Origin of the sequence: Brasilonema sennae CENA114 (assembly GCF_006968745.1) — a bacterium.
GTDB lineage: Bacteria > Cyanobacteriota > Cyanobacteriia > Cyanobacteriales > Nostocaceae > Brasilonema > Brasilonema sennae.
In genome coordinates this window covers 6,381,935-6,395,544 of sequence record NZ_CP030118.1, presented here as the reverse complement: position 1 = coordinate 6,395,544, position 13,610 = coordinate 6,381,935, and the positions used below count along the sequence as shown (strand labels likewise).

The following is a 13,610-nucleotide window of genomic DNA, read 5'->3' as shown; positions in this document are numbered from 1 at the left end:
TCAAAAAGAAGGCTTCTGCCATGATCTTGTTGGGTTTGCTGGCGTAAGCAAAGGTCCTCTGTTCGGGTTTTCTAGTCCACGGTTTAATCCTCCATTCGGGTTTGGTGGCGTCAGCAAAGGTTCTCTGTTTGGGTTTTCTGGTACACGCTTCAATCCTCCATTCAAGCTTCCGGGTGTGATTACAGCCCCGTTAGGGCTAACTCTATTGGTGTTGATGTTAACGCGCGTCCCATTCTGATAATAGTAGGTGGTAGAGCCATTGCCATTATTGATTGTTGTGGCAGGAGTAATCGTACTGCCATCTGGTGTGTTAATCACACCATTTTGATGAACGCGCGTCCCATAAGGATAATTGAGAATGTTGCCTACACCAGGACTAGAAGTGGAATTACTTTGTGCCTTAGCCGCAGATGGTGTTAAAAAACTGACTCCTAATGTTGTCAGGGCTAATATCAAGAGCTTGAAGACCTTTGGGCGATGATATGTAGAATATCTGGTTACAGGACGCGGCACAAGACAATTAGCCCTAGATATTTCACCTACCTCTACAATAGGACTTTTGCTAGAGTTGGGTAAAGGGTAAAGAGTAAAGGGTAAAGAGTTTTTATTTTCTCTTCCCCGTTTCTCAACCTTTTGCCTGACTTGTCCAACAAGTCTAGTTGAGACTTTACTGAACAACTTAGACGACAGCTTATTTATCGAAAAAACCTTATTCATCTTTCTTTTGTTCAAAGCTTTTTTTTATAAGTGTTGCATTATGGAAGCAAGCCTTGTAAAAACTTAGTGGGGCTTCTATATCTATGATAGAAAACTCTTGAAAAAATCAGATCCCCGACAACTTTTAAAGTTGTCGGGGATCTCAATAGGACTTAATTTTTAGACTACCGAGCTAGTGGAAACTCATATAGCTGTGATCAACAACACCAGTGATAAACTACATATTGGGTTGCTGACGACGAGCACCGTACTTAACTGCTTAATAACTCTTTAGAAATTCCTCAATTTTCGCTCTGGTTGTCACACACCTGTTGTGCGGTATCTTTTGACTCCAAATTGTCAAGGAAAAGTTGAGTTGATTACAATTCAGTTATAATATATAACTCTTCCTTGATTCGATTCCAAGCAACGGGTAGCAACGTTTAGTGTACCCCGACGCTGATTTCTTTGGTCCCAAACCAATACTTTCACTCCATTATTACCACTGCGAGAAAATTTTCCAGTTGCTACTACAGTGTAGTATTGACCAACTACTAATGGTGAAACTGCTTGTCCACTCATGTTGTAAGCCATGCAATTGTTGATAACATGAACCCTCGGAGGAGCAGCAAAAGCTGACGTAACAGACAAAGAAAGAGTTACAGTAGAGACAGTAGCGGCAGTAGCAACAGTAGCAATAAATTTGTTAAACATTTGAGTGACTCCTTATACTTTTAATAATGTTGTAGCTAGGACTTACGCATTGACGAAAGTCTGATTATGTGCGTTAAGTTATACCGGTTTACTGAACGGAAGTTTGTGATTAAGAGCTAACCTTCGTATCTTCTTTCTTATAGGGGTCAGACTCATCAAGTTATGCAATTAGGGGATTATATGGGAAAAAATGGCAGCAGAATTTGAAATGTTAAGCAGGCGAGACTCGTGAAAAAACAAGATCCCCGACTTCTCGCGAGAAGTCGGGGATCTTAATAGGACTTAATTTTTAGACTGCCGAGCTAGTGGAAACTCACATAGCTATGATCAACAACACCAGTGATAAACTACATATTGGGTTGCTGACGACGAGCACCTTTTTCCTGGCGGTATTTTTGCAGTTGTTCTTTTTGTTGTACAGTCAGGACTGCTTCCATTTGCGTTTTCTGTGACTGCATGATTTGTCGGAATTGGTTTTTCTGATCATCAGAAAGATTTAAAGCAGCAAATCCACCTCGTCCCTGGCGGTTTTGCATAGCGGTTTTTAACTGTTCCCGTTGTTGTTCGGTGAGAATTTTGTCAACTTCAGCGCGGGCATTGGTACGAATTTCTTTTATTTTAGTTTTTTGCTCATCCGTTAGTCCCAAACGTTGGAATGGTCCTTCTTTTGGCTGAGATTGTGCAACTACTAAGGGTAGAGAGGAGTTTGCTTCTGCTTTAACGGCGAAGGAGGTTGTAGTTAAACTGAGGGCGATCGCTCCACAAATTAGTGATAAGTTTTTGAGTTTCATCCAAGTCTTTCTGTGCTTTTTTCCTAGTTGATACAACTATGGTAAGAGTTCAATTTTCAAAGCTACATGAGGAAAAAGTCATGAATAGATCCATGACTTTAGTCATAGATGTATACAATCAGTAAATTCATCCAGCAATCATGAAGTCTTTGGTTAGGAAATTATCTCTGTAACTAAGAAAAAACTCACAACTTTCTTTGGCATAGTAAAGATAAAAGGGTAATAGAAAATACTTTCTCTGTTAAAATTCTCACCAGCAAACCTTAAATGAATAGTCTTGATTTATAGTTTTACTATAAAACTAGTTGAGCTTGAGTATATTTTTGTGAGCCGTTCGATTCAATTTTACAATCATCCTTTCCGGTTTCTACTATATTTGGAGTGGGTATTGCTAGCGTTAGCTGCTTTTACAGCAGCTCTACCATCTCACCCAGATCGACATCAAACCAGCTTTCCTGAACTGACTATTTGTAGTCTGGTGCTTTTTGGCTTAATGGGTTTGAGATTACCAACTCGTAACCATATAAGTAAAGTCATTTACACCGCACTGGAGATATCTCTAATTTTGGTAACTGGTTTTTGGGGAGTTAAGGGTGATAGAATCTTTGCTTTTCTTGACATCATTTTAGTAACTCGCAGTTGTTTAATTTTTCAGTTACCAAGTCGTTTAATTATCACAGCCTTGTCATTTTTTTTATTTGTGCTAACACTGACACGTCGTTTTGCACAAATACGATTTTTTCCAGGAATGCAGGAGCGTTTTTGGTTTTTTACTCTCAATTTTGCCTTAGTCTTCGTCTTAGCGTTATTATTTGTTTTACTATTAATGAATACAGTTTTATCTGAGCGAGAAAGTCGAGAAAAACTAGCCATTGCTAATGATAAACTGCGTCAATATGCTTTGCAAATTGAAAATCAAGCTACTCTTGAAGAACGCAACCGCATTGCTCGCGAAATACATGATTCCTTAGGACATTCTCTGACGGCATTAAATTTACAATTAGAAACTGCATTGAAACTTTGGGAATCGAATCCAACCAAAGCACAAACTTTTTTAGGAAGGGCAAAAGAATTAGGTTCTAAAGCATTACAAGATGTCCGTCAATCAGTGTCTACAATGCGTTCTCATCCCTTGCATGAGCAATCTTTGTCACAGGCGATCGCTGGACTTGTAGAAAATGTTCAACGTTCAACTCCTATAACAGTAATTTGTCAAATTCACTTAGATCACCCTATTCCAGTTGAAGTTAACACTACTGTTTATCGCATTGTCCAAGAATCATTTACAAATATCTGTAAGTATGCACAAGCTACAGAAGTTAAACTGGAAATAATCACGACTCAAACTAGTTTGCATTTAAAGGTTGAGGACAATGGCATCGGGTTTAATTTAACACAAAATACCACTGGTTTTGGACTTCAAAGTATGCGTGATCGCACTTTGGCACTCAATGGTCATTTTCATATTAATAGTGCTCCTGGTTCTGGTTGCACAATGACAGCTTATATTCCCTTATCTAAAGTTACCGCAAACTAATTTCCAGATAAAAAATCAATAACTTATGACTAATATGATTAAAGTTTTGATTGTAGATGATCAAAGTTTAATTCGTCAAGGATTAAAAGCATTATTGGAATTAGAAGAAGATTTAGAAATTGTCGCAGAGGCAGAAAATGGCGAAATTGCAATTCATTTCGTTGAAGAATTCTATCCAGATGTGGTACTCATGGATATTAGAATGCCTATTATGGATGGTGTTGCAGCAACTAGGGAAATTCAAAAGCGTTTTCCCAAAACTAAAGTTTTAGTACTAACAACCTTTGATGATGATGAGTATGTAAAAACCGCTTTACAGAATGGAGCGATGGGTTATTTGCTAAAAGATACACCTTCAGAAGAGTTGGCTGTCGCTATTCGTGCTGTTAACAAAGGATACACTCAATTGGGACCAGGAATAGTTAAAAAACTTTTCACCCAATTTTCTAGTGTTCCACCAACCAAGTCACCATCTCCACCAGATAGCTTAGCTGAACTAACTCCTAGAGAAAAAGAAGTTTTGCGATTGATTGCTACAGGTGCTAGTAACAGAGAAATTGCACAACAGCTGTATATTTCTGAAGGGACAGTGAAGAATCATGTCACAAATATCTTGAATCGTTTAGATTTGCGCGATCGCACCCAAGCTGCAATTTTCGCTAATTCTTTTTTACCCTATTTGAATCATCCTAGTTAATTTTTTTTACTGAAAGACTTTGATACACTCTTCTCTTAAAACACCTCTTGTGACCTTGACTTTTCTAAAACTCTTAACGATAACCTCTTGACATGATATGTGAATTTGAGATTGATTAACTGAAACTAAATCTTCAATAGAAGCACCGTATATAATTTCTGATAAACCGGTCCAAACGCAAGCAGATGCACACATCGGACAAGGTTCACCAGTAGTATATATGGTATAACCTTCTAAAGAAGGGTTTTGTAGTTGAGTGGTTAAACTGCGAATGACATTAATTTCTGCGTGAGCAGAAGGATCGTTGTCTCGCTTCACTGTATTATGAGCTTGGGCAACCACTTGGTTATCTTTGACAATCACAGCACCGTATGGGGCGTCTCCTTTTTTTGCTTCTTCCAACGCCAAACGCATAAAATCTTCTGGATTCATAACTACCTTGAGATTCCAACATTATATTTTTCCAGAATATAGCATATCCTACGAGAACGCTTTTAAAACTCAGGATTTTTGAAAAAAACTTTTTCTATTGCTAAGCTAGTCTTTAAATCCACAATTAATTGTGGATTCTTTATATTACTGAATTTATGAGTAGCCACTTCTGAATTTTATGTTACTTAGCAAAGAAAAAACAGCATTTTACTTGAAAGACTTAGAGACACCAGTAGGTAAAATTGTGAATTTAACTATTGCTGGTTTAGTTTTATTCTCCTCTGTTATTTTTGTAGCACAGACTTATAACATATCTGATGATTTACGGCTGATTTTAAATTTCATAGATACATTTGTGTTACTGATTTTTATTGCTGAGTATCTACTCCGTATCTGGAGTGAGGAAAAGAAAATTAAGTACTTTTTTAGTTTTTATTCTTTAATTGACTTAATAGCGATTTTACCCTATTTATTAGGCGGTGTTGATATCAGCTTTGTTCGACTGCTACGATGGTTCAGGATTTTGCGTTTAATTCGATTTATAGATAACAAATTTCTCTTGGGTGTCAGCACAGAAGACAGTTTAGTTTATACACGAATATTATTTACATTATTTGCTATTATTTTTGTCTACTCAGGTTTAATTTATCAAGTAGAACATTCTGTTAATTCACAAAATTTTGCTACTTTTTTGGATGCTTTTTATTTTTCTATAGTCACGATGACCACTGTTGGTTTTGGCGATGTGACTCCAATTTCTGAGTTAGGTCGTTTATTGACAGTATTAATGATTTTAACAGGTATTGCTCTGATTCCTTGGCAAGTAGGTGATTTGATCAAGAGGCTAGTCAAAACTGCAAATCAAGTAGAAACAATTTGTTCTGGCTGCGGTTTATCGTTCCATGATACAGATGCTATGTTCTGCAAAATTTGTGGTACTAAGTTGAGAAATAATTCATAATTGATTAAACAACCAAGTATCCATAGTTACAGAAAATGCCTATAACTTAAGAAAGAAGCATTTGTTTGTTTTTTGAGGTAGCCTGTAGTAAATTTTAAATTTTCTGACTTAAAGAAATGTATTCACTCCGTTTCAGTATTTACTTAATACCTATTATCCTGACAATCATCGCTAACAATTTGGTATATTCAGCAACGGCAAAAGCCGAAGTAAAGTTTGGAACAGTAAAATCACCTCAAACAAAGTTTTTTCAAGCACAATTACTTGTACAAGAGTTATCAAAAGTCCGAACTCCCATTATTCAGTTTTCTAAGGATACATATCCTGAAGTCAACTTACCTGATATTACATCTGGGCAAATTCAAGTTCAGGAAAATCAATACTTAACTATTATTACGCTGCCAGCAGATCTTTTATTTGACTCTAATAAAGATACGATTCGCCCAGATGCAAAGAAAATCTTGCGTCAAGTTAGTCAGGCAATCAATAATCATTATCCTAACACTTGGTTACAAATCCTAGGACATACTGATTCTAAAGGCTCCAAAGATAATAATTTAAAATTGTCAGAGCAATGGGTAGCAGCAGTACAAAAGTGGCTGAGTGAAAAAGGTGGCATAGACATGTCTTTGATATCGAAAGAAGGTTATGGGGAAGCGCAACCCGTAGCAGCAAATCAAAAATCTGATAGTTCAGATAATCCCGTAGGACGGCAAAAGAACCGTCGTATTGAAATTGTGATTCAAAAGGTGGCAAATCATCAGGTATAACTGATACTTATAAAGCAAATAAGCGGCTATTAAGTTGTTAAAAACACTACTATAGACAATACTGATTTGAAATTGTATGTTGTTGTATTAAGAACTTTACTTTTATAGCTAAATAGGGTGTAACGTTGTTTTATTTAAGACAACTGTAAAAATACGTTCTTATAGTATAAAATTCATCGTGCTGTCTCACAAGCGAGACAAATACTTTTTGCATCTGCCATTTTCAAAACAGTGACTGCATCTACCGAACTTAGTTATCAGGATTTTTTCAATTCATGAGTGTGCTTCACTTGACGAAAGTGACAAAAAGACTCATGTAGGGAGCGCTATTTTACCAAGATCCAGAGTGAGGTTAACGAGATGTTGCAGGCAGATGTGGCGATAAGTAGTACTTATAATCCATTCCTTGTTGCCCTTTCAATTGTGATAGCTGTGTTTGCTTCGTACACCGCTATTGATTTGGCTGGGCAAATAACGCTAGCTAAAGCAAAGGCAAAACTAGCTTGGTTAATTGGCGGTGCTGTTGTCATGGGAATTGGTATCTGGTCAATGCACTTTGTTGGCATGCTTGCCTTGAGTTTACCAATATCGATGGGCTATGATGCGTTGACTGTGCTGCTTTCGGTGCTGCCTGCTATTGTTGCCTCTGGTGGTGCGCTTTTCCTGGCGAGTCGCCCAGTCTTAAGTACACAGCAATTGCTGAGTGGTGGTGTGTTAATGGGCATTGGTATTGTCTCTATGCACTACATTGGTATGGCAGCAATGCGGATGGAAGCAGCTATTCAGTATAATGCAGTACAGTTTATGCTTTCTGTGGCGATCGCCATAGGTGGATCAATTCTGGCGCTGTGGATTGCTTTCCAACTGCGTTTGCAAACGGGGAAAACGCTTAGGCGACGCAAGATTTATAGTGCGTTCGTCATGGCAATTGCAATTTCCGGCATGCATTACACAGGAATGGCAGCTGCCTGTTTTAAAGCAACTAAAGTGACTAACGTTGCAACCATGCAAGTATCCCTGGCTAAGTTAGCTATAAGTATTGGCGTTAGTACTATCATTATCCTAAGTTTCACACTGCTAACTTCCTTTGTGGAGCGGCGAATGGTTTCCCAAACACTATTACTTAAACAGGGAGAAGCTCAGCGATCGCAGCTACTGATGGACATTACCCTGCTGATTCGGCAGTCTCTCAAGTTAGAGGATGTTCTCAACACAGCGGTTTGTGAAATCCAAAAAGCACTGAACGCAGACCGCGTTATCATCTATCGTTTCAATGCTGACTGGGGCGGTACCATCATTGCCGAGTCAGTAGGAAAGGGTTGGATAAAAACGTTAGGAAGAACTGTCTTTACTCTGTTTGGCAAAGATGACATTCAAATGTACAAAGATGGTCAAGTCCAAGCTGTAAATAACATTTATCAGGGGAATTTTTCAGACTCTTACCAACAAATTCTTGAAGGCTTTCAAATTAAGTCGATTTTGGTTGCACCTATCTTAAGTGAGCATCGGCTTTTAGGTTTATTGTGTGCTCACGAATGCTCTGAATTTCGGAATTGGCAGCGGCTAGAAATTGATTTATTTGGGCAATTAGCCATTCAAGTAAGCCTTGCTTTAGAACAAGCAAATCTTTTGCATGAACTTAACACTGCACAGGAAGTGCTGCGAGTGCGTGACCGTGCGATCGCCGCTGCTAGAAATGCAATTGTGATAACAGACCCTCGTCAGGAAGATAATCCTATCATCTTTTGCAATCCTGCATTTGAAGCCTTGACCGGCTATTCACCACAAGAAGTTTTAGGACGCAACTGCCGATTTTTGCAAGGATATGACACTAATCCACAGACTATTGAACAAATACGCAACGCATTGCGACAAGAGCAAGAATGTCATGTTGTGATTAAGAATTACCGTAAGAACGGTACCCCATTCTGGTGTGAATTAAGTATTTCTCCAGCACGAGACGTCACTGGACAAGTGATAAATTATATTGGGGTGCAATCTGACATTACCTCACGCAAACAGGCGGAAGAAGAATTGAGACGCAGCAAAGAGTTCCTCCAACATCAGCTGATGGAACTTATTGATGATGTTAAAGAGGTAGCCAAAGGTGACCTGAGAGTTCGAGCTCAAATGACAACCGGTGAAATCGGAATAGTAGCCAACTTTTTTAATACCATTATCGAAAGCTTGCAACAACTAGTCCTTCAAGTCAAACAAGCGGCTATACAGGTCAATGTTTCTCTGGGGGACAACTCTGATGCGATTCGTCACTTAGCAGATGAAGCACTCCAACAGGCTGAAGAAATTAGCTGCACCCTTGAGTTGGTAAATCAAATGAATTTCTCTATTCAAGAAGTCGCCAATAATGCTTTTCAAGCAGTGCAAGTGGCTCGCACGTCTGCCAATACTGCTTTGAGTGCAGGTGAAGCAATGGATTATACCGCATCTAGCATCTTTAATTTGCAAAAAACAATTACTGAAACAGCCAAAAGGATAAAACGTTTTGGCGAGTCATCCCAAGAAATTTCTAAAGTTGTCACCTTGATTAACGAAATTGCATTACAAACCAATATACTAGCTATCAATGCTGGTCTGGAAGCAACGCGTGCAGGTGAACAATGTCAGGGTTTTATTGTTGTGGCTCACGAAGTTGGTCGCTTAGCAATACAGTCAGCCGAAGCGACTCAAGAAATTGAACAAATTGCAGAAAATATCCAATTAGAAACGCAAGCAGTTATCCAGACCATAGAACAAGGAACCACTCAGGTGGTAGAAAGCGCTGAGCTAGTCAAAGACGTTAAGCAAAGCATGGAGATGATTGTAAAAGTATCTCGTCAAATTGACGAGTTAGTTGAGTCAATTTCTCAAACAACAGTGTCTCAAGCTGAGACTTCCCAGGCTGTTGCTGTTTTTATGAAGGAAATTGCCAAAGCATCAGTTGGCACTGCTGATTCATCTGGTGTTGTGTCAACTTCTTTACAACAAACTGTAGAAGTCGCGCAGCAGTTACAAGCATCAGTTAGTCTGTTTCAAACTGGCGTCGGTAGTTGACTCTCGCTGAGCGCTCTTAGCGTGCGCTTTGCGCTTACGCTCAAATTCAAAATATGTCCTGCGGACACGCTGCGCGAACAAAATTCAAAGTTCAAAAATAATTAAGAAATTTTGAACTGAGAAATTTGAAATTCTTTGAATTTTGGAATAAGCGTTAAGAGCGATGCACTGAGCTTGCGTTGCCCTGAGCTTTGTCGAAGTGTTCCCTGTTCCCTGTTAAGCATTCCCTGTTCCCTGCTGTAAAACAAAAAAAGGTGGACAATAAAGCCCACCCCAAAAGAAAGAGAATAGATACTCTGTTGCTAATTAACCCAACAATGCCTTAGACTTAGCTAACACATTATCAACTGTGAAGCCGAATTTCTCTAAGGCAACTGCACCTGGAGCTGAAGCACCAAAGCGATCAATACTAACAGTATCGCCTTCGGTGCCGATATACTTGTGCCAACCGAAACTGGCAGCAGCTTCTACAGACACACGCTTGGTGACAGCTTTAGGCAGAACAGATTCTTTATAATCTGCATCTTGTACTTCAAACAGTTCCCATGAGGGTAACGAGACAACACGAACTTTCTTACCTTGAGCTGTGAGTTTCTCCGCTGCAGTTACACAGAGGCTCAATTCTGAACCAGTACCAATCAAGATCAGATCTGGTGTACCTTCAGAATCTACCACTGTGTATCCACCCTTCGCCACGCCCTCAATTGAAGTACCTGCTAAGTTGGGGACATTTTGACGGGTAAACGCCAACAGGGTGGGGTCGTTTTGTTTTGCCTTCTCGATCGCAACTTTGTAAGCGCCAGAGGTTTCGTTACCGTCTGCGGGACGAATCACCGTTAAGTTAGGAATGGCTCGCAGGGAGGCGAGAGTTTCAATTGGTTGGTGCGTTGGACCATCTTCACCTTGTCCAATCGAATCGTGAGTCATCACCCAAATCACGCCTGCTTGGGATAGGGCGGATAAGCGGATGGCAGCACGCATGTAATCTGTGAAGATCAAAAAGGTCGCACCGTAAGGAATCAATCCAGATTGATCCAGCGCGATACCATTACAGATTGCGCCCATACCATGTTCCCGCACGCCAAAGTGGACGTTACGGTTTTGGTATTGCCCTTTCTGAAAATCCTTGGAGTCCTTGAGTTCGGTAAGGTTGGAGTGAGTCAGGTCAGCCGAACCACCAATCAGCTCAGGTAAAACCGCCCCCAGTTTGTTGAGGCAAGTTTCCGAGTGTTTGCGGGTGGCCAATCCTTTATCTTCCGGGGTATAGGTAGGTAGTACCTTATCCCAACCATCGGGCAATTTGCCGCTGAGGTACCGCTCAAGTTCAGCAGCTTCCTCGGAATATTTGCCTTTGTAGTCCCTGAAAACTTTGTTCCATTCTTCTTCCAGGTTTGCCCCGCGCTCAACAGCTTTGCGCCAGTGCTTAAGAGCATCTTCTGGTATTACAAAAGGCTCGTATTCCCAACCCAAGTTGTCGCGGGTGAGTTTAATTTCGTCTCCACCAAGGGCTGCACCGTGAACGCCAGCTGTGTTTGCTTTGTTGGGTGAACCGTAACCGATGGTGGTGGTGACTTTAATGAAAGAAGGTTTGTCAGTAACACCTTTGGCAGCTTCAATAGCTTTGGCAAGACCTTCTAAATCAGTGTTACCTTCTGCAACGTGCTGCACGTGCCAACCATAAGCTTCAAAGCGCTTGGAAACATCTTCGGTGAATGCTATATCTGTAGAACCATCGATGGAGATGTGGTTGTCGTCGTACAGAGCGATGAGTTTGCCTAATCCCAGGTGTCCCGCGTAAGAACAAGCTTCACCAGAAACGCCTTCCATGTTGCAGCCATCACCTAAAATTACGTAGGTGTAATGGTCAACAATCTTGGCATCGGGTTTGTTGAACTTTGCGGCTAGATGTGCTTCAGCCATTGCCAAACCGACTCCATTGGCAATTCCTTGCCCCAAGGGTCCGGTAGTCACTTCTACACCAGCAGTCATGAAGTTTTCTGGGTGTCCGGGGGTTTTGGATTCCCACTGACGGAATTGCTTGATGTCCTCAATGGTCACGCTGTCGTAACCAGTCAAATACAGCAGGGCATACTGCAACATTGAGCCGTGACCGGCAGACAGGACAAAGCGATCGCGGTTGAACCACTTGGGATTTTTGGGGTTAAACCGCAAAAAGCTATTCCACAGTACAAATGCCATTGGCGCAGCGCCCATTGGCAGTCCTGGGTGACCAGACTTTGCCTTCTCTACAGCATCAATTGCCAGAAAGCGGATCGAGTTAATACAAAGTTCTTCGAGGGTTTGGGTTGCAACAGCCATAATCAGATTGTTCTCTACGACGGGTTAGCAGTCTTTGAGCATCAGCTGGGGGGTTGTTTATCAGTTATCAGTTATCAGTTACCAGTTTTCACTGTTAACTGTTCACTGTTAACTGTTCACTGTTTTAAAGGTCCCCGCCAGTATCCTCATCATCCCATTGGTGCTTGTTGACCGACAAGCGGCAGATCTTGGGATTTTTGATGAAAATTTTGGATTCATTTTATGGGGGATATCTTCTATTATCCGTTGCTGAACCCACTGAATTACCAAGATTTCTGCCCAACATCTCAATGTAGACAATGCTTGAGTTTTATGCTTTTAGGTCAAATCCACGCATCTCAAATTTCCCACCCTAGACATACTTCTTAAAGGCTAGTGTCACATTATGACCGCCAAAACCGAAAGAATTAGATAGTGCCACTTCGACTTTTGCTTCCCGGCTGGTGTTAGGGACGTAATCCAAGTCGCACTCAGGATCTGGGTTTTCCAAATTAATTGTCGGTGGAATCCGGTCATTGGCGATCGCCAGTACTGTTGCTACTGCTTCAATACCACCAGAACCACCCAACAAATGACCTGTCATTGATTTGGTGGAGCTAACTGCTATCTTATAAGCATGTTCACCTAAAGCTTTTTTCATTGCAGCTGTTTCCGTCGGATCATTCATTGGGGTACTCGTGCCATGTGCATTGACATAGATCACCTGTTCTGGTAGTATATTACCGTCTTTTAGTGCCAGTTGGATCGCTCTTGCTGCACCTTCGCCTCCCGGTACTGGAGAGGTCATGTGGTAAGCGTCGCAAGTCATACCATAGCCAATAATTTCTGCATAAATTCTGGCTTTGCGACTCAAAGCATGCTGCAATTCTTCTAAAATTAAGATGCCTGCACCTTCACCCATAACAAATCCGTCACGGTCTTTGTCAAATGGGCGGCTTGCATGAGCGGGGTCATTATTGCGAGTTGAAAGTGTTCTAGCTGAAGCAAATCCTGCTAAAGACAACGGTGTAATTGCCGCCTCACATCCTCCACTAATCATCGCTTGGGCATATCCCCCTTGTATGAGGCGAAAAGCTTCCCCGATAGCGTTTGAGCCAGCAGCACAAGCAGTTACCGAGCAGGAATTTGGTCCTTTAGCACCAGTGTGAATTGCTGTCAAGCCGGCTGCCATATTGGCTATCATCATCGGTATCATGAAAGGACTACAGCGATCCGGACCACGATCCAGGTAAATTGTTTGCTGGTCTTCTAAAACTTTAATGCCACCAACGCCAGAACCAATAATAACGCCAATTTGTTCTGCGTTTAGATCGTTGATGACTAACTGCGCGTCTGCTACAGCCTGTTTTGCTGCCGAGACCCCAAATTGGGCAAATCGATCCATGCGCTTGGCTTCTTTGCGCTCCATGTATTCATGTGGATCGAAGTTTTTGACCTCACCAGCAATGCGACAATCGTGACGAGACGCATCAAACAAGGTGATTTCACCAATCCCATTGCGTCCGCTGATCAATCCTTCCCAATATTCGGCTGGTGTATTACCAATCGGTGTAAGCGCGCCAACACCAGTAACAACAACGCGTTTACGTATAAAATCAGTCATGTCGATAGTAGTAGTGGCTATTGATGCAGGCAGAACAAA

At 41.0% G+C, this 13,610-nt stretch carries 11 protein-coding genes; 5 read left to right on the top strand and 6 right to left on the bottom strand.

What is annotated here, in order from left to right; genetic code table 11:
• The 3 genes from DP114_RS26595 to DP114_RS26585 form a co-directional block, all read right to left on the bottom strand.
• The gene (locus DP114_RS26595; protein WP_169266373.1) at positions 1-717 is read right to left on the bottom strand and encodes a hypothetical protein; all 717 of its coding nucleotides are present in this window, start codon (positions 715-717) and stop codon (positions 1-3) included.
• A gap of 366 nt (positions 718-1,083) precedes the next feature.
• Positions 1,084-1,410 carry a hypothetical protein gene (locus DP114_RS26590; RefSeq protein WP_169266372.1) on the bottom strand — a complete coding sequence of 109 codons (327 nt, stop codon included), beginning with the start codon at positions 1,408-1,410 and terminating at the stop codon, positions 1,084-1,086.
• 347 nt (positions 1,411-1,757) lie between these two features.
• Positions 1,758-2,201 carry a Spy/CpxP family protein refolding chaperone gene (locus DP114_RS26585; RefSeq protein ID WP_171977549.1) on the bottom strand — a complete coding sequence of 148 codons (444 nt, stop codon included), beginning with the start codon at positions 2,199-2,201 and terminating at the stop codon, positions 1,758-1,760.
• A 325-nt stretch (positions 2,202-2,526) separates the two neighbouring features.
• On the opposite strand from DP114_RS26585, the gene DP114_RS26580 reads away from it, so the two are divergent.
• On the top strand, positions 2,527-3,738 hold the full coding sequence (locus DP114_RS26580; protein ID WP_171977548.1) for a sensor histidine kinase: 1,212 nt from the start codon (positions 2,527-2,529) through the stop codon (positions 3,736-3,738).
• A 34-nt stretch (positions 3,739-3,772) separates the two neighbouring features.
• Complete coding sequence (locus tag DP114_RS26575) at positions 3,773-4,435, top strand: response regulator (protein WP_171978309.1); 663 nt, start codon at positions 3,773-3,775, stop codon at positions 4,433-4,435.
• Positions 4,436-4,441: 6 nt separating this feature from the next.
• Here DP114_RS26575 and DP114_RS26570 read toward each other — a convergent pair whose 3' ends face one another.
• The gene (locus DP114_RS26570) at positions 4,442-4,867 is read right to left on the bottom strand and encodes a nucleoside deaminase (protein WP_169266369.1); all 426 of its coding nucleotides are present in this window, start codon (positions 4,865-4,867) and stop codon (positions 4,442-4,444) included.
• Positions 4,868-5,045: 178 nt separating this feature from the next.
• Here DP114_RS26570 and DP114_RS26565 point away from each other — a divergent pair, with 178 nt between their 5' ends.
• The 3 genes from DP114_RS26565 (at position 5,046) to DP114_RS26555 (ending at position 9,649) form a co-directional block, all read left to right on the top strand.
• Positions 5,046-5,828 (top strand): ion transporter, encoded by a 783-nt coding sequence (locus tag DP114_RS26565; protein ID WP_171977547.1) that lies wholly within the window; start codon positions 5,046-5,048, stop codon positions 5,826-5,828.
• A 116-nt stretch (positions 5,829-5,944) separates the two neighbouring features.
• Positions 5,945-6,598: an OmpA family protein gene (locus DP114_RS26560; RefSeq protein ID WP_169266367.1), complete on the top strand. Its 654-nt coding sequence runs from the start codon at positions 5,945-5,947 to the stop codon at positions 6,596-6,598.
• A gap of 360 nt (positions 6,599-6,958) precedes the next feature.
• Positions 6,959-9,649, top strand: a complete 2,691-nt coding sequence (locus DP114_RS26555) for an MHYT domain-containing protein (RefSeq protein WP_171977546.1) — start codon at positions 6,959-6,961, stop codon at positions 9,647-9,649.
• A 306-nt stretch (positions 9,650-9,955) separates the two neighbouring features.
• Here DP114_RS26555 and tkt read toward each other — a convergent pair whose 3' ends face one another.
• Positions 9,956-11,968 (bottom strand): transketolase, encoded by a 2,013-nt coding sequence (gene tkt / locus DP114_RS26550; RefSeq protein WP_171977545.1) that lies wholly within the window; start codon positions 11,966-11,968, stop codon positions 9,956-9,958.
• Positions 11,969-12,320: 352 nt separating this feature from the next.
• Positions 12,321-13,571, bottom strand: coding sequence for a beta-ketoacyl-ACP synthase II (gene fabF / locus DP114_RS26545; protein ID WP_171977544.1), 1,251 nt, complete (start codon positions 13,569-13,571; stop codon positions 12,321-12,323).
• Positions 13,572-13,610: the final 39 nt, after the last annotated feature.